We start from the raw sequence: 24757 nt of genomic DNA, 5'->3' as shown, positions 1-24757 counted from the left end.
AAACCTGAAATACTGTATAAACAGCCACTATTGTGGCACTTTCTCTTCGCCGTCGCAAAAAGAAAAGCCCGGCTTTACGACCGGGCTTCCAGATTACTGCGGGTTAGCAGGCTTGCGCGGGCGGCGTCGGCGCTGCCCCTCGCCTGCCGGTTTCCCTTCGCCGCTGCGCCACAGGCTTTCACCGGCCGGCTTGCCGTCGTTATTACGACGCGGCGGTTTGCCGGATGACTTCGGCGCGCCACCTTCAGCACGACGCGGCTGCTGGCCGCGACCACCGCCGCCCTGACCGCGACCACCACCCTGACGACCGTTCTGAATCGGCTCCGCTTTGATGGACGGGTCCACTTCATAGCCCGGGGTTTCGATGCGCGGGATCTCTTTCTTCAGCAGGCGTTCGATGTCGCGCAGCAGCTTGTGCTCGTCCACGCAGACCAGAGAGAGCGCCTCACCTGTTGCTGCCGCACGGCCGGTACGACCGATACGGTGAACGTAATCTTCCGGCACGTTTGGCAGCTCGTAGTTCACCACGTGCGGCAGCTCTTCAATATCGAGGCCACGGGCAGCGATGTCGGTCGCCACCAGCACGCGGATGTCGCCGGATTTGAAGTCCGCCAGCGCGCGGGTACGCGCGCCCTGGCTCTTGTTACCGTGGATCGCCGCGCTGCGGATGCCGTCTTTATTCAGCTGTTCCGCCAGGTGGTTGGCACCGTGCTTGGTGCGGGTAAAGACCAGCACCTGCTGCCAGTTGCCCTGACCGATCATCTGGGAGAGCAGCTCCCGCTTGCGCTTTTTATCCACAAAGTGAACGTGCTGCGTCACCTGCTCGGAAGCGGTGTTGCGGCGCGCCACTTCCACTTCCAGCGGGTTATGCAGCAGCTTTTCCGCCAGCGCCTTGATCTCATCGGAGAAGGTCGCGGAGAAGAGCAGGTTCTGGCGACGCGGCGGCAGCTTCGCCAGCACGCGACGAATATCATGAATGAAGCCCATATCGAGCATGCGGTCGGCTTCGTCCAGCACCAGAATTTCAATGCTGTCGAGCTTCACCGCGTTCTGGTGTTCCAGATCCAGCAGACGGCCCGGCGTTGCCACCAGCACGTCCACGCCGCCGCGCAGCTTCATCATCTGCGGGTTAATGCTCACGCCACCGAAAACCACCAGCGAGCGAATGTTGAGATAGCGGCTGTACTCACGCACGTTCTCGCCAATCTGGGCTGCCAGCTCGCGGGTTGGGGTGAGGATCAGCGCGCGCACCGGACGACGGCCTTTGGCGTGCGGCTGGTTTTTTACCAGCAGCTCTAACAGCGGCAGGGTAAAGCCCGCGGTTTTACCGGTGCCGGTCTGGGCACTGGCCATCAGGTCACGGCCCTGAAGCACGGCCGGAATAGCCTGCTGCTGGATAGGGGTTGGCTCAACGTAGCCCTGCTCTGCGATCGCGCGCAGAATTTCCGGGTTCAGGCCAAGGGAATCAAAAGACATAAAAACTCCGAACCGCCCCGACCATCACAGGTGTAGTTTTCAGGGAGATATCACGAATAGAAGGACAAAAACCACAATGTCGCGAAGGTGCGGAGTGTAGCAGCTTTTGTGACGTGGCGCATAAAATATCCCTGTCGTATCCCTCGACGATTTAGCGATTCAGGTATAATTTTAATCAATCGATTGATTAATTTTTAATGCCGACATGAATACGACACCGACGACAACCAAAGGTGAACAGGCCAAAAGCCAGCTTATCGCCGCCGCGCTGGCGCAGTTTGGCGAGTATGGCCTGCATGCCACCACGCGGGATATCGCCGCCCAGGCCGGGCAAAACATTGCGGCCATTACCTACTATTTTGGCTCAAAAGAGGATTTATACCTCGCCTGCGCCCAGTGGATTGCCGATTTTATTGGCAACAATTTTCGCCCGCACGTTGAGGAGGCCACCGCGCTGCTGAGCCAGCCGACGCCGGATCGTACCGCTATCAGGCAACTTATTCTCAATGCCTGCCACAATATGATCCGCCTGCTGACGCACGACGATACGCTCAACCTGAGCAAATTTATCTCCCGCGAGCAGCTCTCCCCCACTGCCGCTTATCAGCTGGTACACGATCAGGTGATTGCCCCGATGCACACCCATCTGACCCGGCTGATTGCCGCCTACACCGGGCGGGACGCCAGCGATACCGACACCATTTTGCATACCCACGCCCTGCTGGGCGAAATTCTCGCCTTCCGTCTGGGGCGTGAAACCATCCTGTTACGCACGGGCTGGACACAATTCGATGAGGATAAAGCCGCGCAGATTAGCCAGGTCATCACCTGTCATCTCGATCTGATCCTGCAAGGCTTAACGCAAAGGAGCCTGAAGTGATGAAAAAACCTGTCACCATCGTTCTGGTGGTTGTTGTTTTGCTTGCCGCGGGAATCGGTGGCTGGCTGTGGTATCAGAGCCAGCAGGATCGGGGCCTGACGCTGTACGGTAACGTGGATATTCGCACGGTGAATATGAGCTTCCGCGTCGGCGGACGTCTCGCCTCGCTGAGCGTTGACGAAGGCGATGCCATCAAAGCCGGGCAGACGCTGGGCGTGCTGGACAAAGCCCCCTTTGAGAACGCGCTGATGCAGGCAAAAGCCGGCGTCTCCGTCGCCCAGGCGCAGTATGACCTGATGCTGGCGGGCTATCGCGATGAGGAGATTGCCCAGGCCGCTGCCGCCGTTAAGCAGGCCAAAGCCGCCTACGACTACGCGCAGAACTTCTATAACCGCCAGCAGGGACTGTGGAAAAGCCGCACCATTTCCGCCAACGATCTGGAAAACGCGCGGTCATCCCGCGACCAGGCGCAGGCGACGCTGAAATCCGCGCAGGATAAATTAAGCCAGTACCGCTCCGGTAACCGCGAGCAGGACATCGCCCAGGCGAAAGCCAGCCTCGAGCAGGCGCAGGCGCAGCTGGCTCAGGCGGAGCTGGATCTGCACGACACTATCTTAACCGCCCCGTCTGACGGCACGCTGATGACCCGCGCGGTAGAGCCGGGCAGCATGCTCAGCGCGGGCAGCACCGTCTTGACGCTGTCCTTAACCCGTCCGGTATGGGTGCGGGCCTACATTGATGAGCCGAATCTCGGCCAGATGCAGCCGGGCCGCGAGCTGCTGCTCTATACCGACGGTCGCCCGGACAAGCCGTATCACGGTAAAGTGGGCTTTGTCTCCCCTACCGCCGAATTCACGCCGAAAACGGTAGAAACGCCGGATCTGCGTACCGACCTCGTGTACCGCCTGCGCATCATCGTCACCGACGCGGACGACGCGCTGCGTCAGGGCATGCCTGTTACCGTGACCTTAAACGACGGGGAACGACATGAATGATGCGGTTATCCAGCTCAATAATCTGGTCAAACGCTTCCCCGGAATGGATAAACCGGCGGTCGCGCCGCTGAACTGCACCATTCAAAAAGGCTACGTGACCGGACTGGTGGGCCCGGACGGCGCGGGCAAAACCACGCTGATGCGGATGCTGGCGGGACTGCTGAAGCCGGATGAAGGCTCGGCCAGCGTGCTTGGCCTTGACCCGATAAAAGACGACGGCGCGCTCCACGCCATGCTCGGCTATATGCCGCAGAAGTTTGGCCTGTACGAAGATCTGACGGTGATGGAGAACCTCAATCTGTACGCCGACCTGCGCAGCGTCACCGGTGAAACCCGGCAGAAAACCTTCGCCCGACTGCTCGAATTTACCTCCCTCGGCCCGTTCACCGACCGGCTGGCGGGCAAGCTTTCCGGCGGGATGAAGCAGAAGCTGGGGCTGGCCTGTACGCTGGTGGGCGAGCCAAAAGTGCTGCTGCTGGATGAACCCGGCGTGGGCGTGGACCCGATTTCCCGCCGCGAGCTGTGGCAGATGGTGCACGAGCTGGCGGGTGACGGCATGCTGATCCTCTGGAGCACCTCTTACCTTGATGAAGCGGAGCAGTGCCGCGACGTATTGCTGATGAACGAAGGCGAACTGCTCTATCAGGGCGAGCCCACCGAGCTGACGCACACCATGGCCGGGCGCAGTTTTCTGCTGCACAGCCCGCAGGAGTCCAACCGCAGGCTGCTGCAGCGGGTGCTGAAGCTGCCGCAGGTGAGCGACGGGATGATTCAGGGCCGCTCAGTGCGCGTGATCCTCAAAAAAGAGGCCACCGTCGACGATATTCGCCGTGCGCCGGGCATGCCTGAGATCGAAATGGACGAGACCGCCCCGCGCTTTGAAGATGCGTTTATCGACCTGCTGGGCGGTGCGGGCACGTCGGAATCGCCCCTTGGCGCAATTCTGCACACGGTGGAAGGCACGCCGGGCGAAACGGTGATCGAAGCAAAATCGCTCACCAAAAAATTCGGGGACTTCGCCGCCACCGACAACGTCAACTTTGCGGTGAAGCGCGGCGAGATATTTGGCCTGCTCGGGCCGAACGGGGCGGGAAAATCGACCACCTTTAAGATGATGTGCGGCCTGCTGGTGCCGACGTCCGGCAAGGCGCTGGTGCTGGACATGGATCTTAAAGTCAGCTCCGGAAAGGCGCGCCAGCATCTCGGCTATATGGCGCAGAAGTTCTCGCTGTACGGCAACCTGACGGTCGAGCAGAATCTGCGCTTTTTCTCTGGGGTGTACGGCCTGCGCGGGCGGGCGCAGAATGAAAAAATCCGCCGCATGAGCGACGCCTTCGGGTTAACGAATATTGCGTCCCACGCCACCGACGAGCTGCCGCTCGGCTTTAAGCAGCGGCTGGCGCTGGCCTGCTCGCTGATGCACGAGCCGGATATCCTGTTTCTTGATGAACCCACGTCAGGCGTGGACCCCCTCACCCGCCGTGAATTCTGGCTGCACATCAACAGCATGGTGGAAAAAGGCGTGACCGTGATGGTCACTACCCACTTTATGGACGAGGCGGAATACTGCGACCGCATCGGGCTGGTCTATCGCGGCAAGCTGATTGCCCACGGCACGCCGGACGACCTGAAAACGCAGGCCGCCGACGACGCACAGCCAGACCCGACCATGGAGCAGGCGTTTATCACCCTCATCCACGACTGGGATAAGGAGAATGCTCATGCGCAGTAACGCCCTTTCCTGGCGCCGGGTGCGCGCCCTGTGCATCAAAGAGACGCGGCAGATCGTGCGCGATCCCAGCAGCTGGCTGATTGCGGTGGTGATCCCCCTGCTGCTGCTGTTTATCTTTGGCTACGGCATTAACCTCGACTCCAGCAAGCTGCGGGTCGGTATTTTGCTGGAGCAGCAGAGCGAAGAGGCGCTGGACTTCACCCACGCCATGACCGGCTCACCCTACATTGACGCCACCGTCAGCGACAACCGGCAGGAACTGATTCAGAAAATGCAGGCCGGGAAAATTCGCGGCCTGATCGTCATCCCGGTGGATTTCGCCGCCAACATGGCGCGCCCGGGGGCCGATGCGCCGATTCAGGTGATTACCGACGGCAGCGAGCCGAACACCGCCAACTTCGTGCAGGGCTATGCGGAGGGGATCTGGCAGCTCTGGCAGATGCAGCGCGCCGAAGACCGGGGCGAAACGTTTGAACCGCTCATCGATGTGCAGACGCGCTACTGGTTTAACCCCGCCGCCATCAGCCAGCACTTTATTATTCCGGGGGCGGTGACCATCATTATGACGGTGATTGGCGCGATCCTCACCTCGCTGGTCATCGCCCGCGAGTGGGAGCGCGGCACTATGGAGGCGCTGCTCTCCACCGAGGTGACGCGCGTCGAGCTGCTGCTGTGCAAGCTCATCCCCTACTACTTCCTCGGCATGCTGGCGATGCTGCTCTGCATGCTGGTCGCGGTCTTTATTCTTGGCGTGCCGTATCGCGGCTCGCTGGTGGTACTGTTCTTTATCACCAGCCTGTTTTTGCTCAGCACGCTGGGGATGGGGCTGCTCATCTCCACCATCACCCGCAACCAGTTTAACGCCGCGCAGGTGGCGCTCAACGCCGCTTTCCTGCCATCGATTATGCTCTCCGGTTTTATCTTCCAGATAGACAGCATGCCGGCGGTGATCCGCGCCGTGACCTACATCATTCCGGCGCGCTACTTCGTGAGCACGCTGCAGAGCCTGTTCCTGGCGGGGAATATTCCGGTGGTGCTGATTATCAATACCCTGTTTTTGCTGGCGTCGGCGGTGATGTTTATCGGGTTGACGTGGCTGAAAACCAAACGGCGACTGGATTAAGGAGCGCACATGTTTCACCGCTTATGGACATTGATCCGCAAAGAGCTGCAGTCCCTGCTGCGCGAGCCGCAAACCCGCGCCATTCTGGTGCTGCCGGTGCTGCTTCAGGTTTTATTGTTCCCGTTTGCCGCCACCCTTGAGGTAACTAACGCCACCATTGCCATTTATAATGAAGACAACGGCAAACACGCCGTCGAGCTGACGCAGCGTTTTGCCCGGGCGAAGGCCTTTACCCACATCCTGCTGCTGAAAAGCCCGCAGGAGATCCAGCCCACTATCGACACGCAAAAAGCGCTGCTGCTGGTGCGTTTCCCGGCGGATTTCTCCCGCAATCTGGACACCTTCCAGACCGCGCCGATGCAGCTGATCCTCGACGGGCGCAACTCCAACAGCGCCCAGATAGCGGCCAACTACCTGCAGCAGATAGTGAAGGAGTATCAGCAGGAGCTGATGGAGGGCAAACCGAAGCCTAATAACAGCGAGCTGGTGGTGCGCAACTGGTACAACCCGAATCTGGACTACAAGTGGTTTGTGGTGCCGTCGCTGATCGCCATGATCACCACCATCGGGGTGATGATCGTGACCTCTCTGTCCGTGGCCCGCGAGCGCGAACAGGGCACGCTGGATCAGCTGCTGGTTTCCCCGCTCGCCACCTGGCAGATTTTCGTCGGCAAAGCGGTGCCGGCGCTGATCGTCGCCACCTTCCAGGCCACCATCGTGCTGGGGGTGGGAATTTGGGCCTATGAGATCCCGTTCGCCGGATCGCTGGCGCTGTTTTACTTCACGATGGTGATTTACGGGCTGTCGCTGGTAGGGTTTGGGCTGCTGATTTCAGCGCTCTGCTCCACGCAGCAGCAGGCGTTTATCGGGGTATTCGTCTTTATGATGCCGGCGATTCTGCTCTCCGGGTACGTGTCGCCCGTCGAGAACATGCCGGTGTGGCTGCAGGATTTAACGTGGATAAACCCGATTCGACACTTTACGGATATCACCAAGCAGATCTATCTGAAGGATGCGAGTCTGGACATTGTCTGGGGAAGTTTGTGGCCGCTACTGGTCATAGCGGCCACGACGGGGTCAGTGGCCTATGCGATGTTTAGACGCAACATTGCGTAGCTTTTTCTCTTTAGTGAGCAGCGACACTACCGCTGGCCCTGCAAGGATTGCCAGACCCGCGAGGGCCAGCAGCAGGTTGTTTTGCAGCACGCGTGACAGCAGCCACAGCACGATCATCGCGGCACCAAAGTACCAGGTGGTGGTGAGCTCTTCGAGCACATCACCCACCTCGCGCCAGCGCGCGTCATGGTGGCGCTGTAAGAACAGCATCGACAGCACGGTGACGCCATAGAGGACGCATAGCCCTAAGCCAACACGCACCAGCGTGCCGCTCATCAAGCCCATCACCAGTACGGCCACGACCAGTAAATGCAACATTATCTGCCAGCAACTCAAACCCGTTGCGACACGAACACGTTGTTGCCACTTCATGGCTTCTCTCCTGAAGGATTTTTCTCTGCTTAATCAGACTACCGCACTTTACGGAAAATTCCGTAACGCCGCATCTTTTTGTGACGCCGACTACACTTTATTTTCATCGGGATAGTCACCCAGGAAGGTGTTTATGAGCAAAAAAACGCAGCATTTCTCGCTTAAGGTGCTGACGATAAACATTCATAAGGGCTTCACAGCATTTAACCGCCGCTTCATTTTACCGGAGCTGCGCGACGCGGTACGCACCGTCAGCGCGGACATTGTCTGCCTGCAGGAGGTGATGGGCGCGCACGAGGTACACCCCATGCATTTCGAAAACTGGCCCGATACGCCGCACTATGAATTTCTGGCCGACACCATGTGGAGCGATTACGCTTACGGCCGCAACGCGGTCTATCCGGAAGGCCATCACGGTAATGCGGTGCTGTCGCGTTTTCCTATAGAACATTATGAGAACCGGGACGTTTCCGTCGGGGAGAGCGAAAAGCGCGGGCTGCTTTACTGCCGCATCACGCCGCCGGAACTTGACGTTCCGGTTCACGTGGGCTGCGTTCACCTCGGACTGCGTGAAGCCCACCGCCAGGCGCAGCTGCAGATGCTGGCGGACTGGACCAATGCGCTGCCGGAAGGCGAACCCGTGGTGGTCGCCGGGGATTTTAACGACTGGCGGCAGCGCGCCAACCATCCGCTGAAGGTCAAAGCGGGACTGGAGGAAATTTTCACCCGGGCACATGGTCGTCCCGCACGGACGTTTCCGGTGCGCTTCCCCCTGCTGCGCCTGGACCGCATCTACGTGAAAAATGCGCATGCCAGCAGCCCGACGGCGCTGGCGTTACTGAACTGGCGACATCTTTCCGACCATGCCCCGCTGAGCGCGGAGATCCACTTATGAAATGCACATGGCAGGAAGGTAACCGTATTACGCTGCTGGAAAACGGCGATAACTTTTATCCGGCGGTCTTTGAGGCGATTAGCCACGCACAGCAGAAAGTCTACCTTGAAACGTTTATCTGGTTTGAAGACGACGTTGGCAGGCAGCTGCACAGCGTACTGCTGCATGCCGCCCGGCGCGGGATACAAATCGAGGCGCTGCTCGATGGATATGGCTCGCCGGATCTTAGCGATGAATTTGTTAACGAGCTCACCGCCGCCGGCGTGGTGTTCCGCTACTACGATCCCGGTCCGCGTCTGTTCGGCATGCGCACCAACCTGTTCCGCCGCATGCACCGCAAAATCGTCGTAGTGGACGAAACGGTGGCGTTCGTGGGCGGCATTAACTACTCCGCCGAGCATATGTCGGATTACGGCCCGGAGGCCAAGCAGGACTACGCGATCCGCATTGAGGGACCGGTGGTTCAGGACATCCAGCTGTTCGTGCTGGAAAACTTGCCCGGTAAAGAGGCCGCTCGCCGCTGGTGGCGACGCCGTCATCGCCCGGAAGAGAACCGCAAGCCCGGCGAAGCGCAGGCGCTGTTTGTCTGGCGGGACAACGAGGAGCATCGGGACGATATTGAACGTCATTACCTGAAGATGCTGGCCAATGCGAAGCGTGAAGTGATTATCGCCAACGCCTATTTCTTCCCCGGCTACCGTATTCTGCACGCCATGCGCAACGCTGCCCGACGCGGCGTGAGCGTTAAACTGATTGTGCAGGGCGAGCCGGATATGCCGATTGTGAAGGTGGGCGCGCGCCTGCTCTACCGCTACCTGGTGAAAAGCGGCGTGCAGATATATGAATACCGCCGCCGCCCGCTGCACGGCAAAGTGGCCGTCATGGATGACCACTGGGCAACCGTCGGCTCCAGTAACCTCGATCCGCTGAGCCTGTCGCTTAACCTGGAAGCGAACCTGATCATCCACGACCGTCAGTTTAACCAGACCCTGCGGGATAACCTTCAGGGACTGATCCATAAGGACTGCGTACGGGTGGATGAGTCCATGGTGCCGAAACGGAGCTGGTGGAACGTTGGCATCGGCGTGGTGGTGTTCCACTTCCTGCGCCACTTCCCGGCGATGGTCGGCTGGCTGCCGGCGCATACGCCAAAGCTGGCGCAGGTTGATCCGCCGGTACAACCTGAAATGGAAACCCAGGACCGCGTTGAAGCGGAAGATGGAGGCAAACCCTGATGTCAAAATCTCATCCTCGCTGGCGGCTGGCGAAAAAAATCCTCACCTGGGTATTTTTTATCGCGGTCGCGGTACTGCTGGTGGTCTACGCGCAGAAAGTGGACTGGGAAGAGGTGTGGAAGGTCATCCGCAACTATAACCGGCTGGTGCTGCTGGGCGCCGTAGGGCTGGTTATCGTCAGCTACCTGATGTACGGCTGCTACGACCTGCTCGGTCGTGCCTACTGCGGCCACAAGCTGGCTAAACGTCAGGTGATGCTGGTGTCGTTTATCTGCTACGCCTTCAACCTGACGCTGAGCACCTGGGTGGGCGGCATCGGCATGCGCTATCGCCTGTACTCGCGTCTCGGATTACCGGGTGGCACCATCACCCGCATTTTCTCACTGAGTATCACCACTAACTGGCTGGGGTACATTCTGCTGGGCGGGGTGATTTTCACCATCGGCGTGGTGCAGCTGCCCGCGCACTGGTATATCGACGAGGCCACGCTGCGCATTCTCGGCATCGTGCTACTGCTGATCATCGCCGTGTATCTGTGGGCCTGCGCCTTTGCCAAACGCCGCCATATGACCATTAAAGGGCAGAAACTGGTACTGCCGTCGTGGAAGTTCGCGGTGCTGCAGATGGCGGTATCCAGCGCCAACTGGATGGCGATGGGGGCGATCATCTGGCTGTTGATTGGCGAGGACGTGAACTACTTCTTCGTGCTGGGCGTGCTGCTGGTTAGCAGTATCGCCGGGGTTATCGTGCATATTCCGGCGGGAATTGGTGTGCTGGAGGCGGTGTTTATCGCGCTGCTGGCCGGAGAACATGTTTCACAGGGGACGATTATTGCCGCCCTGCTCGCCTACCGCATGCTCTATTACTTCCTGCCGCTGGCGCTGGCAACGGTCTGTTATCTGGTGCTGGAGAGCCGGGCGAAAAAGTTACGGGCGAAAAATGAGAAGGCAATGGCGAAATAAAAGCAAAACGGCAACTTTGTTGCCGTTTTTAGTGTTTGTTCCCTCTCCCGTGGGAGAGAGTCAGGGTGAGGGCACCAGACCGCACCGCCACCCGGCAAAGCAACCTCAGCGACGGTTGCCGAAAATCCGCAGCAGCATCAGGAACAGGTTGATGAAGTCCAGATAGAGCGTCAGCGCGCCCAGAATCGAGTATTTGCGCAGGTTGGAACTGTTGCGCACGTCGATCTGCTCGCCGATGTTTTTCAGCTTCTGGGTGTCGTAGGCCGTCAAGCCAACGAAGACCACCACCCCGATATAGGTCACGGCCCACATCAGCGCGTCGCTCTTGAGCCACAGGTTCACCAGCGATGCCAGCACAATCCCGATCAGCCCCATAAACAGCATATTACCTAAGCCGCTCAGGTCACGTTTTGTGGTGTAACCGTACAGGCTCATCACGCCAAACATCCCGCCGGTCACCACGAAGGTGCTGGCGATGGAGGAGTAGGTGTAGACGATGAAAATGCTGGAGAGCGTCAAACCGGTCAGCGCCGAATAGAGCATAAACAGCGTGGTCGCCATTCCGGCACTGAGTTTCTGCACCAGGCCGGAAAGCACAAAAACCAGCGCCAGCTGTGCGATAATCAGCCCAAAGAAGGTGATTTTGCTGGAGAAGATAAACATCATCAGCTCAGGCGTGTTCGCCGCATACCACGCGATAAACGCGGTAAGCAGCAGGCCGACCGTCATCCAGCCGTACACCTGCGCCATATACGTCTGCAGCCCGCTACGGGTCTGCTGTACTATTGAATCGGAACGCGGAAATCGGTCCATGATTCACTCCTGATTAAGGTTAAGAAGACACACACGTTAAGAGTAACACATCCACGTAAACCGACTACCAACGGCTGGCGGCCTGTTTATCGCTGTCGCGAGATTCCACCCAGCGGTCGCCTTCCGGCGTGGCTTCGCGCTTCCAGAACGGCGCTTTGGTTTTGAGGTAATCCATAATGAACTCCCCTGCCGCAAAGGCGCTACCGCGGTGCGCGCTGGTCACGCCGACAAAGACAATCTCTTCGCCGGGCCACATCTCGCCGATGCGGTGGATCACCGTGACCCGCCCGAGCGGCCAGCGGCCTCGCGCTTCATCCACAATTGCCGCCAGCGATTTCTCCGTCATGCCCGGATAGTGCTCCAGCGTCAGCGCTTTTACGCTGTCGCCGAGATTGTGGTTACGCACTTTACCGGTGAACGTAACGACCGCCCCGTCTTCATCGCGCTCCGCCAGCCAGTCATATTCTGTACCGACGTTAAAGCGCTCGGGACCGACCAGAATTCGGGTTTCAGCCATCTTAGCCCCCTGTGACCGGCGGGAAGAAGGCCACTTCATCCCCTTCAGTCAGCGGGTGGGTGAACTCCACCAGCGTCTGGTTAACGGCCGCCAGCAGCTTGCCTTCGTCGAGCGCCAGCGCCCAGCGGTCGCTTTGTGCCGCCAGGTGCGCGCGCAGAGCGGCGACGTTTTCAAAAGAGGCGTCCAGCGTCAGGCTGTCGGTATTAACCAGCTCACGCACCTGGGCGAAAAAGAGCACCTTAATCATGGCTGTCCACCTTAAAATCACCGGATTTGCCGCCGCTTTTTGCCAGCAGACGAACCGGGCCAATCACCATATCTTTCTGCACCGCTTTGCACATGTCGTAGATGGTCAGCGCGGCCACGGAGGCCGCCGTCAGGGCTTCCATCTCCACGCCGGTTTTGCCGGTTAAGCGGCAGAGGGACTCAATACGCACGCGGTTGTGCTCCGGCTGCGCCTGCAAATTCACTTCCACCTTGCTGAGCATCAGCGGATGACAGAGCGGGATGAGGTCCCAGGTCCGTTTTGCAGCCTGAATACCGGCGATGCGGGCGGTGGCAAAGACGTCGCCCTTATGGTGGCTGCCGTCGATAATCATCGCCAGCGTCTCCGGCAGCATGGTGACGAATGCCTCAGCACGCGCCTCGCGCACCGTTTCGGCCTTGGCGGAGACATCCACCATATGCGCTTCGCCAGCGGCGTTAATGTGGGTCAGTTGTGACATAGTTTACTTCTTCAAATGGGGATGAAAATTACACGGACGGGTACGGGCATCCAGCTGCGGGGCAATAATATTTTCCCACGCGGTGCGGCAGGCTTTGGTCGAGCCCGGCATGGCGAAAATCAGCGTGTTGTTTGCCACGCCGGCCACCGCGCGCGACTGCAGCGTGGAGGTGCCAATCTCTTCAAAGGAGAGCATGCGGAACACTTCGCCGAAGCCTTCTACCTCGCGGTCAAACAGCGGGATTAGCGCCTCTGGGGCCTGATCGCCCGCGGTAAAGCCGGTGCCGCCGGTGATCAGCACCACCTGCACCTCAGCACTGGCGATCCACTGAGAGACCTGCGCGCGAATGGCGTAGCGGTTCTCTTTCACAATCGCTTTATCGACGATGGTATGCCCCGCGTCATGGGCCGCCTCACGCAGCCAGTGGCCGGAGGTATCATCCTCTTCGCCACGGCGGTCGGAAACGGTAAGAATAGCAATGCGTGTCGGGATAAATTCTGCGCTGACCTGACTCATCTTCTGGTTCCTTCTAAAGACTGATTACCCGCCGATGTAGGACAGGTTCTGAGTAATGCCGGTATTGCCCTGATGCAGGAAGTGGGTCTGCTTTTTGTGCGTCAGCGCTTCAGAAATGCGCGCTTCAAGCGCGGCCTGCTGCGCATCGTCTTCCAGCAGATCGCGAAGATCCACGCCACCGTCGCCAAACAGGCAGAGATGGAGTTTGCCGACAGAAGAGACGCGCAGGCGGTTGCAGCTGGCGCAGAAGTCTTTCTCATAGGGCATGATAAGCCCAATCTCGCCTTCGTAATCCGGGTGACAAAAGACCTGTGCCGGGCCGTCGCTGCGCTGGCGGATCTGGTGGATCCAGCCGCGTTTCAGCAGCTCGTCGCGCAACACCATGCCGGAAATATGGTGACGGCGGAACAGTTCGCTGCCCTCGCCCGTTTCCATCAGCTCGATAAAACGCAGTTGAATGGGACGGGATTTAATCCACGCCAGGAAGGTGTCCAGCTGATGGTGGTTTACGTCGCGCATCAGCACCGTGTTGACTTTGACCTTTTCGAACCCGGCGGTAAACGCCGCATCGATGCCGTCCATCACCTGGCGGAACTTGTCCTGACCGGTAATGGCGTGAAACTGCCGGGCATCAAGGCTGTCCACGCTGACGTTGATCGCGGTTAGGCCAGCGTCGCGCCAGTTGGCCACGTCACGCGCCATGCGGTAACCGTTGGTGGTCACCGCGATCTGGCGGATGCGTTCGTTTTCGCGAACGGCGGCAATGATGTCGGGGAAATCGCGGCGCAGGGAGGGTTCGCCACCGGTCAGACGGACTTTTTCGGTACCGAGCTCAGAGAACGCACGCGTGACGCGGCGCACTTCATCCACGGAGAGAAAGCCATTATTGGTGACGCTGCCCGGCTTGTAGCCATCGGGCAGGCAGTAGGTGCAACGGAAGTTGCACACATCGGTAATCGACAGACGCAAGTAGTAAAACTTACGCGCGAAAGCATCAGTAAGTTGTGAAGCCATGTACACCTTTCCAGATCGGGAGGCACAGTCATTTCTTTCTGTACCCTGGTGGCAAATCCGCCACGGCCAGGGCGCCATATCATTCGACACAGGCGCCAGGGCTAGAGTGTATGTTTTCAGTTTTGAAAACGTGGTTATGGCGATAGTAGCGTGGAAATCGACACTCCGCCATTGTCGCTTTTCGCTATATAATTATGTATATAGCGATTCAGTCCTGCATTTTCGCTACAGAATACCTAAAAACCGCATTTTCGCATTGATATACGTCATTTTGCATTGGGTGAGGCATCGTCTTTTGGGGGTAGTTAGGTTACTGTTACGCGATCGAACGTGATAAGGAATACGTATGCGCAATCGCACTTTTGCGGATCTTGACCGAGTGGTCGCTCTTGGCGGAGGCCACGGCCTGGGCCGCGTCATGTCCTCTTTGTCGTCACTGGGCTCACGGCTGACAGGGATAGTGACAACCACCGACAACGGCGGCTCAACCGGGCGGATCAGGCGGGCTGAAGGCGGCATTGCCTGGGGAGATATGCGCAACTGCCTGAACCAGTTAATTACCGAGCCGAGCGTCGCGTCGGCGATGTTTGAGTACCGTTTTGGCGGCAATGGCGAACTTTCCGGGCATAACCTCGGAAATCTGATGTTAAAGGCGCTGGATCACCTGAGCGTACGGCCTCTGGAAGCCATCAACTTAATCCGTAATCTGCTCAAGGTGGACGCATTCCTGATCCCCATGTCTGAACAACCGGTTGACTTGATGGCAATCGATGCCGAAGGGCATGAAGTTTACGGCGAGGTGAACATTGACCAGCTCCTCCTGCCGCCAACGGAGTTGATGACCTATCCGAGCGTACCCGCCACGCGGGAAGCGGTGGAGGCCATTGGTGAAGCGGATCTTATCCTGATCGGTCCAGGCAGTTTTTATACCAGCCTGATGCCCATTCTGCTGGTAAAAGAGCTGGCGCAGGCGCTGCGTCGCACCCCTGCCCCGATGGTCTATATCGGTAACCTGGGCCGTGAGCTGAGCCCGGCAGCGGCGAGCCTGTCGCTGGCGGACAAGCTGGACCTGATGGAGCAGTACGTCGGTAAGAAAATTATCGACGGTGTCGTGGTTGGGCCAAAAGTGGATGTGACAGGGATTGGCGATCGCGTGGTGGTGCAGGAGCCGCTGGAAGCCAGCGATATTAAATATCGTCACGACCGCCACCTGCTGCGCGAGGCGCTGGAGAAAGCGATTCAGGCGTTGGGTTAGGTTCGCTTTGTGCGGCCTGATGCCCTCACCCCAGCCCTCTCCCACGGGGAGAGGGGGAATACACGCCGCTTTACCTATGATGCCGCGATAAACAGATCCCGCAGCTGATGCAGCTGGTCGCGGATCTGTGCCGCCTCTTCGAACTCCAGGTTCTGGGCGTGCTGCATCATCTGCCCTTCCAGCTCGTGGATTTTCTGCTGCAGCGCCTTCGGCGTCAGTACGACGGTATCTTCTTCCACCACTGAACGTGCCTTGCCGCGGCCTTTCGCTTTGGTCTTCGCAATGTTCTGACCCAGCGCCAGAATATCCACCACCTTCTTGTTCAGCCCCTGCGGTGTAATGCCGTGCTCTTCGTTGTAGCGCTGCTGCTTCTCGCGTCGGCGTTCCGTTTCGCCAATCGCTTTCGCCATCGACGGGGTGATTTTGTCGCCGTACAGAATCGCTTTCCCGTTGACGTTACGCGCGGCGCGGCCAATGGTCTGGATCAGGGAGCGTTCAGAGCGCAGGAAGCCCTCTTTATCGGCGTCCAGAATCGCCACCAGCGAAACTTCCGGCATATCCAGACCTTCCCGCAACAGGTTGATCCCCACCAGCACGTCAAACTCGCCCAGACGCAGATCGCGGATAATCTCCATGCGCTCCACGGTGTCGATATCCGAGTGCAGATAGCGCACCTTCTCGCCGTGTTCTTCAAGATACTCGGTCAGGTCTTCCGCCATGCGCTTGGTGAGCGTCGTCACCAGCACGCGCTCGTTGATGGCGGAACGGGCGCGGATCTCAGAGAGCAGATCGTCCACCTGGGTCGCCACCGGGCGCACTTCGATAATCGGGTCCAGCAGCCCTGTCGGACGGACCACCTGGTCGATCACCTCATCGCCGGATTTTTCCAGCTCGTAGTTGCCCGGCGTGGCCGACACGTAGATGGTCTGCGGCGCCAGCGCCTCAAACTCTTCAAACTTCATCGGACGGTTATCCAGCGCTGACGGCAGGCGGAAGCCGTACTCCACCAGCGTCTCTTTACGTGCGCGGTCGCCGCGGTACATCCCGCCGATCTGCGGGATCGTGACGTGGGATTCGTCGATCACCAGCAGACCGTCGGCCGGAAGGTAGTCAAACAGCGTCGGCGGTGGCTCGCCCGGCCCGCGCCCGGAGAGGAAGCGCGAGTAGTTTTCGATACCCGAGCAGTAGCCCAGCTCGTTCATCATCTCCAGATCGAACTGGGTGCGCTGGCTCAGGCGCTGCTCTTCCAGCAGCTTATTGTTAGCCAGAAGCACCTTACGGCGCTCTGCAAGCTCCTCTTTGATCTCTTCCATCGCCTGCACGATACGCTCTCGTGGCGTCACGTAGTGCGTTTTAGGGTAGATGGTAAAACGCTGTATCACCGACTCAACGTGGCCGGTCAGCGGGTCGAACAGTGACAAACGCTCGACCTCTTCGTCAAACAGCTCGACGCGCAGCGCCATATCGTCCGATTCCGCCGGGAAGATGTCGATCACCTCACCGCGCACGCGGAACGTCCCGCGCTGGAAGGCCTGGTCATTACGGGTGTACTGCAGTTCGGCCAGACGGCGTAAAATTGCGCGCTGATCGATGATCATCCCCTGCGTCAGGTGCAGCATCATCTTCAGATAGAGATCCGGATCGCCCAGGCCGTAAATCGCCGAAACAGACGCGACCACAACCACATCGCGTCGCTCAAGCAGCGCCTTGGTCGCAGACAGTCGCATCTGTTCGATGTGTTCGTTCACCGAAGCATCTTTCTCGATGAAGGTATCAGAGCTCGGCACATAGGCTTCCGGCTGGTAGTAATCGTAGTAGGAGACAAAATACTCCACCGCGTTTTCCGGGAAGAACTCTTTCATCTCGCCGTAAAGCTGTGCCGCGAGGGTTTTATTGGGTGCAAGCACCATCGTGGGGCGCTGCAGGTCAGCGATCACGTTGGCGACAGTAAACGTTTTGCCCGAGCCGGTTACCCCCAGCAGCGTCTGGTGCGCCAGCCCGTCTTCCAGCCCCTCTTTAAGACGACGGATAGCCTCAGGCTGATCGCCAGAGGGGCGGAAAGCAGAATTCAGTTTGAACGGTTTACTCATGGGCGACGACCTGATGACGTTATAAGCGGCAGGTGAGTAATTTTACTCGTTGTTGCCAGGAATGCCAGTAAAAAACACTGGATGAAAAACCAGTAGCGTGTCAGGATATTTAGCGTAGCGGCGGAGTCATTAGCGCGTTAGCGGACAAAATTTAGGCTCTGACGAGATAAAAAACCAGCCAGGTTGGGTTATCCCCAGAACTTTTTCTTTTTTAACATTTGTCAAGCCAGGTAATGATAGTTTTATGGCAACGAATGACACTTTCATTACGGTAATTGCTTTTATCTAAGCAATTAAATTTTAAACGATATTTTCTAAAGCCGCGTTTCGCGTCAATTTGGGCGAAAGCCGCGTCTTCTCTCGCTTATCGCGTGTTTTCTAACTCTAATGCACATGGTTATCCACAGGAATAGTGGATAACTGCTTCCAGCCCGTGTAGACCGCCGCTCAGCAAATTCCCGGATTTTCCCACGAGGCGGCAACAAAAAATTTTTATAGCTCTTTTTTGACGATAAACAGTTGAGTCATTCATAACCAACAGATGCGATCCTGCTCACATTTCAGCCATTTTTTGTCCTGCACCACAACTCACCATTCCCGGCACCGTCGATGTGCAAGCCACGCGTTTTTACCCTGCTCTCCTGTGGCTTATTCCTAAAAAAGTCGTTTTTTTAATCGATTTCAGGTTTCTGGCAAGCGTTTTGCAGCTTCACGTCAGGCCTATCCCTACGCATTTTTAAGGAGAGAAAGATGTTGAGTCTGCGTGCAGTGAATCAGTTTTACGGAAGCCAACATACGCTATGGAACGTGGATTTGGATTTTCCGCAAGGGATGTGTACAGGCGTCATAGGCCTGCCGGGGATGGGCAAAACCACCCTGATGAACTGCATTACCGGAAACATCCCCGTCGAAAGCGGCACGATTATCTGGCATGAAGCGGGCGCACCGCCGCGTGATTTGCTCAGCCCGGCACCGGAACAACGTTCAGAGCCGGGAATAGGCTATGTGCCGCAGGACAGGCGTATTTTTTCTCAACTGACGATTGAGGAGAATCTGCATATTGCCATGCGGGCGATGGGGAAACCCGACCCGGCGGCGAAAAGCGACGTATACGATCTGTTCCCGGAACTCTACGCGCGACGTCAGACGCGGGGCAATGCCCTTTCGCCAGAGGATCAGTATCAGCTTGCCCTGGCGAATGCACTGGTCAACCGCCCACGGATGCTGATTCTGGATGAGCCTACGCATGGGGCAGGACACGGATTTGCCCAGAAGCTGGCGCAGCTGCTGGTGCGCTTAAACCGGGAGTTAGGCATGACGGTGCTGCTGGCAGAGCAGCAGCTGTCGTTTATCCGCCGGGTGGCGGATCGGTTTTGCATGCTTTATCGCGGGCGTAACGTGGCTCAGGGCCACGTTAGCGAACTGAACGATGAGCTTATCGCTCACTGGATGTCGCGGGAAGCAAGACGCTGAGGTCGAGATAACGCCCGGTTTCGGCCTGCTCAGCATCGCCAGCAATCCAGGGGATTTCCCCGAGGAACGGTGCCGGGAGCACGCGCTTGAGGGTCGCCAGATATTCCTGATGCCGCCTGCCCGGCGCAACCACGTCGTTGGCTATCCAGCCTGCCAGCGTCAGCCCTGCCTGCTGAACGGCCTGCGCCGTCAGCATGGCGTGATTGATGCAGCCCAGCTTCACGCCGACGACCAGAATGACCGGAAGCTGCTCGGCCTGCACCCAGTCAGCAAAGGTCTGCGTGTCCGAAAGTGGCGTAAACCAGCCTCCCGCGCCTTCCACCAGCACCCAGTCGGCCTGGCTTTCCAGCGTCCGTAACCCGGCAGACAGCACGGCGAAATCAATTGGACGGCCTTCGTCAGCGCTGATAATGTGCGGCGACGTCGGCTCGGCAAAGGTATAGGGGTTCACCGCCGAATAGGCAAGCTCAAGGCTACTGTTACGCTGGAGCGCCAGCGCGTCGGTGTTGCGTAACCCTTCCGCCGTCATCTCGCTGCCGGAAGCCACGGGCTTATATCCGGCGGTGTTTTTTCCGAGCCGTCGTGCCGCCTGCAGCAGCGCAGCGCTGGCAACCGTTTTGCCCACTTCCGTATCCGTGCCGGTAACAAAATAACGTTCAGTCACGTTCGATAATCCCATGATAAAGTTGATAAGAGAGCGGGAAAAGGCCCCGCTGCTGCGGCCAGGCCAGCTCCAGGCGTTGCAGCTGCCCCCGGGTCAGCGGTTTTTTCTCCCGCCCGGCGTGCAGGTGCGTGGCGCCGATGCCCTTCAGAGAGCGCATGGCGCTGAACGCGTCGCTAAAATTAAGCGTGATGGTTTGCACCGTGCTGCGACAGCGCCAGCCTGCCAGCGCCTGCGTCACCTGCTCATACGATAAAAAGCGGTTCGCGTGCGGCTGCTCATCCACCGCTTTCCACGACTGATTCAGCTCCGGCAGCGAACTTTCCAGCAAGGTGGTAAAGGCTACCTTTCCGCCCGGTTGTGCGACGCGATAAAGCTCGCGTAACGCCTGCGGCAGGCTGCTGCACCACTGCACCGCCAGATGGCTCCAGACCAGATCGAACTGCGCGTCCGCCAGCGGGATCGCCTCGATATCCGCGACTACATAGTGGTGCGCCGCCTGCTGCTGGCGCGCCTCGTCCAGCATGGCGGGCGACAGGTCGATGGCCGTCACCTCGCTCCCCGCCTCGCGCCAGTAGCGGCTGTTGCTGCCGGGACCACAGCCGGCGTCCAGCACCTGCGGGAAGCGGTTCTCGCCAAGCGCGGCCAGAAGCCCCTGCGCGCTCTGGCGCTGGAGTTCATCGTGCTGCGAATAGCTCCGCGCGGCCCGGCCAAATGCCGCCGCAACGGCCTGCTTATTCACCGGCATCATGAAGCGCCTCCAGCAGCGTCTGGATATCCTGCGCCTCATGCGCCGCCGTCAGGGTTAAGCGCAGACGCGCGGTGCCCGGCGGAACGGTTGGCGGACGAATGGCCGTTACCCACATCCCCCGCTCGCGCAGCGCCTGGGCCAGCGCCAGCGCGCGGCCGTTTTCGCCGACAATCACGGGCTGGATGGCGCTCTGCGAATCGGGACTCTGGAAGGGAAGCGCCGCCAGCCCCTGACGGAAGCAGGAGATGTGCTCTGCCAGCTGCTGACGGCGTTCATCCCCTTCTGCGCTGCGGATCACCGCCAGCGACGCCGACAGCGCCACGGCCTGCGCCGGGGGCATGCTGGTGCTGTAGATGAGGTGACGGGCAAACTGCAGCAGATAGTCGGCGACAGATTCGCTGCACAGCACGGCGGCGCCGCTGACGCCAAAGCCTTTGCCGAAGGTAACCACCAGCAGTTCCGGCTTCACGTTTTGTTGATGGGCGCTGCCGCGTCCTTCATCGCCCATCACCCCAGCACCGTGAGCATCATCGACCAGCAGCCAGGCGTTTTGCCGCTTTGCGGCCTCGTGAAGCGCGGCAAGCGGCGCACTGTCGCCGTCCATGCTGAACACCCCTTCCGTGACCGCCAGCTGTTGTCCATCGCAGGGTTTATCAAGCAGCGCAGCGAGCTGTCCCGCATCGTTATGGGCAAAGCGCCGCAGCTGAGCGGGACTTAAGTTTGCCGCTTCCAGCAACGAGGCGTGGCTTAAACGGTCGGCGACAATGCGGTCCTCTTTCCCCATCATGGCCGTGATGACCGCCTGATTGGCGGCAAAGCCGGAGATAAACAGCAGCGCACGCGGATAGCCCAGCCAGTCGGCCAGCTCTTCCTCCAGCGCCTGATGCGCCGTGGTGTATCCGCTGACGTGCCCCGAGCCACCGCTGCCCACGCCAAACCGCTCCGCGCCCTGCTGCCAGGCGCGGACGATCGCCGGATGCTGGCTCAGCCCGAGATAGTCGTTGCTGGAGAAATTACAAAACTGCCGTCCCTCGCGGGTCAGAAAACGGCCCGCGCCGTTTTCCACCACTCTGCGAACGCGAAACGCCTCTGCCGCCCGGCGTTCTTCCAGCGCGGCATTAATCCGTGCCTGCCAGGTCATACGGCTGCCGCGTTGTAGAACTGGTCGGTATCGGCGTTGAGAATCTGCTGCTCCAGCTGCTGCTGTTGCTCGTTATCGCCCGTCAGCACCCCGGTCTGGTGCGGGTTCAGCCCCAGCTTGCGGAACAGCTGAACGTCTTTATCCTCTTCCGGGTTCGGCGTGGTCAGCAGCTTGCAGCCGTAGAAGATGGAGTTGGCGCCGGCCATAAAGCACATCGCCTGAGTCTGCTCGTTCATCTGCTCGCGGCCCGCAGAGAGGCGAACGTAAGACGTTGGCATCATGATGCGCGCCACCGCGATGGTGCGAATAAAATCAAACGCATCCACGTCCTCGTTATCCGCCAGCGGCGTGCCCTTGACCTTCACCAGCATGTTGATCGGCACGCTTTCCGGCGGGGTGGGCAGGTTCGCCAACTGCAGCAGCAGGCCCGCGCGGTCTTTCACCGTTTCGCCTAAGCCCACGATGCCGCCGGAGCAGACCTTGATCCCTGCATCACGCACTTTGTCCAGCGTGTCCAGGCGCTCCTGATAGGTGCGCGTGGTGATGATGTTGCCGTAAAATTCCGGGGAGGTGTCCAGGTTGTGGTTGTAGTAGTCCAGCCCCGCGGCAGAGAGGCGCTGCGCCTGCTCCTCGTTGAGCGTGCCGAGCGTCATACAGGCTTCGAGGCCCATCTCCTTCACGCCTTTCACCATCTGCTCCAGATAGGGCATGTCGCGGTCATGTGGATTCTTCCACGCGGCGCCCATGCAGAAGCGGGTTGAACCGGCGTTTTTCGCCTTGCGCGCGGAGTCGAGCACCTGCTCCACTTCCATCAGACGCTCGGATTCGAGACCGGTTTTGTAGCGCGCGCTCTGCGGGCAATATTTGCAGTCTTCAGGACAGGCGCCGGTCTTGATCGACAGCAGCGTGCTGACCTGAACATGACGCGGATCGAAGTGCTGACGATGCACCTGTTGCGCTTCAAACATCAGCTCAAGGAAAGGTTTGTTGAATAATTCAGTAACTTGCGACATCGTCCAGCGTGCGTGGTGAGCCATTGGGCTTCTCCAAAGGGTTTTGTTAATTTTCGGTTCGGTTTATACTCGTAAACCTAAAACTTTTCAAAATGGTTTACAAGTCGATTATGACCCAGGACGATCTCGCCTTCGACAAGCAGCATATCTGGCACCCTTACACCTCCACTACCCGCCCCCTTCCCGTCTATCCGGTGGCCTCTGCCCACGGCTGCGAGCTGCATCTCGCCAGCGGCGAGCGGCTGGTTGACGGAATGTCCTCCTGGTGGGCGGCCATTCACGGATACAACCATCCGCGCCTGAACGCGGCGATGAAGGCCCAGATTGACCAGATGTCGCATGTGATGTTTGGCGGGATCACCCATCAGCCCGCGGTGGATTTATGCCGCCGTCTGGTGGCGATGACGCCTGAACCGCTGGAGTGCGTGTTCCTGGCGGATTCCGGCTCGGTGGCGGTGGAAGTGGCGATGAAGATGGCGCTGCAGTACTGGCATGCGAAGGGCGAAACGCGCCAGCGGTTCCTCACCTTCCGCAACGGCTATCACGGGGATACCTTCGGGGCGATGTCGGTCTGCGATCCGGATAACTCCATGCACAGCCTGTGGAAGGGGTATCTGCCGGAAAACCTGTTTGCCCCTGCGCCGCAAAGCCGATTCGACGGCGAGTGGAACGAGATGGACATGGTGGGCTTCGCGCGGCTGATGGCGGCCCATCGCCATGAGATAGCCGCCGTTATTCTTGAGCCGATCGTGCAGGGCGCAGGCGGAATGCGGATGTATCATCCGGAATGGCTGAGGCGCATTCGCAAGATGTGCGACCGCGAGGGCATTCTGCTGATTGCCGATGAAATTGCCACCGGCTTTGGCCGCACCGGCAAGCTGTTTGCCTGCGAACATGCGGGTATCGCCCCGGATATTCTGTGCCTCGGCAAAGCGCTGACCGGCGGCACCATGACGCTCTCCGCCACCCTCACCACTCGTCAGGTTGCCGACACCATCAGCGACGGCGAGGCGGGCTGCTTTATGCACGGCCCGACGTTTATGGGCAACCCACTGGCCTGCGCCGTGGCAAGCGAAAGCCTCGCCATTCTGGAGAGCGGCGAGTGGCGGACGCAGGTTGCGGCGATTGAGGCACAGCTGAAAGGAGAGCTGAGCGCCGCCTCGGGGGCGAATTTTGTGGCGGACGTGCGCGTGCTCGGTGCCATCGGGGTGATTGAAACCACCCGCCCGGTGAACATGGCGGCGCTGCAGCGCTTCTTCGTTGAGCAGGGCGTCTGGGTGCGGCCTTTCGGCAAGCTTATCTACCTGATGCCGCCGTACAGCATCACGCCGGAGCAGTTGCGTAAATTAACCGACGCGGTCGTAACAGCCGTTAACATTCCCGCGCATTTCGCGATTTAATCCCATGCGTTACACTTCCTGAACGAGTGAATAACGAGGGTAAACCGTATGAAAATCATCAGTAAAGATCTGCGCGACGGTGAAAAACTCCCGGAACGCCACGTTTTCAACGGCATGGGCTATCAGGGGGATAATATCTCCCCGCACCTGGCGTGGGACGACGTTCCTGCAGGAACCAAAAGCTTTGTCGTGACCTGCTACGACCCGGACGCGCCGACCGGCTCGGGCTGGTGGCACTGGGTTGTGGCGAACCTGCCCGCCGACACGCGCGTGCTGCCGCAGGGTTCCGGTTCAGACCTGGTTGCCCTGCCTGAAGGTGCCATTCAGACGCGCACTGACTTCGGTAAAGCGGGCTACGGCGGCGCGGCGCCGCCAAAAGGGGAAACCCACCGCTATATCTTCACGGTGCACGCGCTGGATGTGGAGAAGATTGAGATCGATGAAGGCGCGAGCGGCGCGATGGTCGGGTTTAACGTGCATTTCCATTCCCTGGGGAGCGCGTCGATTACGGCGATGTATTCCTGAAAAAAGCCGGGTGGCGGCTACGCCTTACCCGGCCTGGATTTCGCATTCGTAGGCCCGGTAAGCGCAGCGCCACCGGG

At 59.1% G+C, this 24757-nt stretch carries 25 protein-coding genes and 1 riboswitch; of the genes, 12 read left to right on the top strand and 13 right to left on the bottom strand.

Features of this window, described 5'->3' with window-relative positions; genetic code table 11:
• Positions 1–93 precede the first annotated feature (93 nt).
• On the bottom strand, positions 94–1476 hold the full coding sequence (gene rhlE / locus IM265_RS04360) for an ATP-dependent RNA helicase RhlE (protein ID WP_153656184.1): 1383 nt from the start codon (positions 1474–1476) through the stop codon (positions 94–96).
• A 205-nt stretch (positions 1477–1681) separates the two neighbouring features.
• On the opposite strand from rhlE, the gene cecR reads away from it, so the two are divergent.
• From cecR to IM265_RS04335, 5 genes are read left to right on the top strand one after another with little or no spacing between them, the layout of a single operon-like run.
• Positions 1682–2356, top strand: a complete 675-nt coding sequence (gene cecR, locus IM265_RS04355; RefSeq protein ID WP_063942850.1) for a transcriptional regulator CecR — start codon at positions 1682–1684, stop codon at positions 2354–2356.
• A complete protein-coding gene (gene hlyD / locus IM265_RS04350; RefSeq protein ID WP_047368141.1) occupies positions 2356–3351 on the top strand; it encodes a secretion protein HlyD in 996 nt (331 codons plus the stop codon). The genes cecR and hlyD overlap by 1 nt, the downstream gene beginning before the upstream one ends.
• On the top strand, positions 3344–5083 hold the full coding sequence (locus IM265_RS04345; protein WP_193030876.1) for an ATP-binding cassette domain-containing protein: 1740 nt from the start codon (positions 3344–3346) through the stop codon (positions 5081–5083). Before hlyD ends, IM265_RS04345 begins: the two co-directional genes overlap by 8 nt.
• Positions 5073–6206, top strand: a complete 1134-nt coding sequence (locus tag IM265_RS04340) for an ABC transporter permease (RefSeq protein WP_028012430.1) — start codon at positions 5073–5075, stop codon at positions 6204–6206. Before IM265_RS04345 ends, IM265_RS04340 begins: the two co-directional genes overlap by 11 nt.
• Positions 6207–6215: 9 nt before the next feature.
• A complete protein-coding gene (locus IM265_RS04335; protein WP_041910726.1) occupies positions 6216–7322 on the top strand; it encodes an ABC transporter permease in 1107 nt (368 codons plus the stop codon).
• On the opposite strand, the gene IM265_RS04330 is transcribed toward IM265_RS04335, so the two are convergent.
• Entirely contained in the window at positions 7284–7694 is a 411-nt protein-coding gene (locus IM265_RS04330) for a YbhQ family protein (protein WP_028012428.1), read from the bottom strand. The two genes, IM265_RS04335 and IM265_RS04330, sit on opposite strands and share 39 nt — an antisense overlap.
• 133 nt (positions 7695–7827) lie before the next feature.
• On the opposite strand from IM265_RS04330, the gene IM265_RS04325 reads away from it, so the two are divergent.
• Genes IM265_RS04325 through IM265_RS04315 form a run of 3 tightly spaced genes read left to right on the top strand, consistent with a single transcriptional unit; the run spans position 7828 to position 10786 of the window.
• Entirely contained in the window at positions 7828–8589 is a 762-nt protein-coding gene (locus IM265_RS04325; RefSeq protein WP_041910727.1) for an endonuclease/exonuclease/phosphatase family protein, read from the top strand.
• Complete coding sequence (gene clsB, locus IM265_RS04320) at positions 8586–9824, top strand: cardiolipin synthase ClsB (RefSeq protein ID WP_192972101.1); 1239 nt, start codon at positions 8586–8588, stop codon at positions 9822–9824. Before IM265_RS04325 ends, clsB begins: the two co-directional genes overlap by 4 nt.
• The gene (locus IM265_RS04315; protein ID WP_028012425.1) at positions 9824–10786 is read left to right on the top strand and encodes a YbhN family protein; all 963 of its coding nucleotides are present in this window, start codon (positions 9824–9826) and stop codon (positions 10784–10786) included. Before clsB ends, IM265_RS04315 begins: the two co-directional genes overlap by 1 nt.
• A gap of 105 nt (positions 10787–10891) precedes the next feature.
• Here the strand turns inward: IM265_RS04315 and IM265_RS04310 are convergent, their stop codons facing one another.
• The 6 genes from IM265_RS04310 to moaA all read right to left on the bottom strand — a co-directional run bounded on the left by IM265_RS04310 (position 10892) and on the right by moaA (position 14371).
• On the bottom strand, positions 10892–11599 hold the full coding sequence (locus tag IM265_RS04310) for a Bax inhibitor-1/YccA family protein (protein ID WP_193030874.1): 708 nt from the start codon (positions 11597–11599) through the stop codon (positions 10892–10894).
• Between the two features lie 64 nt (positions 11600–11663).
• Positions 11664–12116, bottom strand: coding sequence for a molybdopterin synthase catalytic subunit MoaE (gene moaE, locus IM265_RS04305; protein ID WP_028012424.1), 453 nt, complete (start codon positions 12114–12116; stop codon positions 11664–11666).
• Position 12117: 1 nt separating this feature from the next.
• The gene (moaD, locus tag IM265_RS04300; protein ID WP_045259953.1) at positions 12118–12363 is read right to left on the bottom strand and encodes a molybdopterin synthase sulfur carrier subunit; all 246 of its coding nucleotides are present in this window, start codon (positions 12361–12363) and stop codon (positions 12118–12120) included.
• Entirely contained in the window at positions 12356–12841 is a 486-nt protein-coding gene (gene moaC, locus IM265_RS04295) for a cyclic pyranopterin monophosphate synthase MoaC (RefSeq protein ID WP_008501142.1), read from the bottom strand. The genes moaD and moaC overlap by 8 nt, the downstream gene beginning before the upstream one ends.
• 3 nt (positions 12842–12844) lie before the next feature.
• On the bottom strand, positions 12845–13357 hold the full coding sequence (gene moaB / locus IM265_RS04290) for a molybdenum cofactor biosynthesis protein B (protein WP_028012422.1): 513 nt from the start codon (positions 13355–13357) through the stop codon (positions 12845–12847).
• A gap of 24 nt (positions 13358–13381) precedes the next feature.
• Positions 13382–14371 (bottom strand): GTP 3',8-cyclase MoaA, encoded by a 990-nt coding sequence (gene moaA, locus IM265_RS04285; protein WP_047368137.1) that lies wholly within the window; start codon positions 14369–14371, stop codon positions 13382–13384.
• Positions 14359–14492: riboswitch (molybdenum cofactor riboswitch) on the bottom strand. Its footprint overlaps the gene before it by 13 nt.
• Positions 14493–14717: 225 nt before the next feature.
• Here moaA and yvcK point away from each other — a divergent pair.
• A complete protein-coding gene (gene yvcK, locus IM265_RS04280) occupies positions 14718–15626 on the top strand; it encodes a uridine diphosphate-N-acetylglucosamine-binding protein YvcK (RefSeq protein ID WP_028012420.1) in 909 nt (302 codons plus the stop codon).
• Positions 15627–15700: 74 nt separating this feature from the next.
• Here yvcK and uvrB read toward each other — a convergent pair whose 3' ends face one another.
• A complete protein-coding gene (gene uvrB / locus IM265_RS04275) occupies positions 15701–17716 on the bottom strand; it encodes an excinuclease ABC subunit UvrB (RefSeq protein WP_028012419.1) in 2016 nt (671 codons plus the stop codon).
• Between the two features lie 750 nt (positions 17717–18466).
• On the opposite strand from uvrB, the gene IM265_RS04270 reads away from it, so the two are divergent.
• Positions 18467–19189, top strand: coding sequence for an ABC transporter ATP-binding protein (locus tag IM265_RS04270; RefSeq protein WP_047363785.1), 723 nt, complete (start codon positions 18467–18469; stop codon positions 19187–19189).
• Here IM265_RS04270 and bioD read toward each other — a convergent pair.
• Genes bioD through bioB form a run of 4 tightly spaced genes read right to left on the bottom strand, consistent with a single transcriptional unit; the run spans position 19152 to position 22779 of the window.
• On the bottom strand, positions 19152–19853 hold the full coding sequence (bioD, locus tag IM265_RS04265) for a dethiobiotin synthase (protein WP_126817762.1): 702 nt from the start codon (positions 19851–19853) through the stop codon (positions 19152–19154). The two genes, IM265_RS04270 and bioD, sit on opposite strands and share 38 nt — an antisense overlap.
• Positions 19846–20601 (bottom strand): malonyl-ACP O-methyltransferase BioC, encoded by a 756-nt coding sequence (bioC, locus tag IM265_RS04260; protein WP_193030872.1) that lies wholly within the window; start codon positions 20599–20601, stop codon positions 19846–19848. Before bioC ends, bioD begins: the two co-directional genes overlap by 8 nt.
• Positions 20585–21742 carry an 8-amino-7-oxononanoate synthase gene (gene bioF / locus IM265_RS04255; protein WP_193030870.1) on the bottom strand — a complete coding sequence of 386 codons (1158 nt, stop codon included), beginning with the start codon at positions 21740–21742 and terminating at the stop codon, positions 20585–20587. The genes bioC and bioF overlap by 17 nt, the downstream gene beginning before the upstream one ends.
• A complete protein-coding gene (gene bioB / locus IM265_RS04250) occupies positions 21739–22779 on the bottom strand; it encodes a biotin synthase BioB (RefSeq protein ID WP_028012414.1) in 1041 nt (346 codons plus the stop codon). Before bioB ends, bioF begins: the two co-directional genes overlap by 4 nt.
• Positions 22780–22847: 68 nt before the next feature.
• Between bioB and bioA the strand changes: the two genes are divergently transcribed.
• Both bioA and IM265_RS04240 read left to right on the top strand, forming a co-directional pair.
• Positions 22848–24155 carry an adenosylmethionine--8-amino-7-oxononanoate transaminase gene (gene bioA, locus IM265_RS04245; RefSeq protein WP_193030868.1) on the top strand — a complete coding sequence of 436 codons (1308 nt, stop codon included), beginning with the start codon at positions 22848–22850 and terminating at the stop codon, positions 24153–24155.
• 48 nt (positions 24156–24203) lie between these two features.
• On the top strand, positions 24204–24680 hold the full coding sequence (locus tag IM265_RS04240) for a kinase inhibitor (RefSeq protein ID WP_193030866.1): 477 nt from the start codon (positions 24204–24206) through the stop codon (positions 24678–24680).
• Positions 24681–24757: the final 77 nt, after the last annotated feature.

Origin of the sequence: Enterobacter cloacae complex sp. P17RS (assembly GCF_014895885.1) — a bacterium.
In the GTDB taxonomy this organism is placed as follows: Bacteria; Pseudomonadota; Gammaproteobacteria; order Enterobacterales; family Enterobacteriaceae; genus Enterobacter; species Enterobacter bugandensis.
This window is presented reverse-complemented; position numbering and strand designations above follow the sequence as displayed.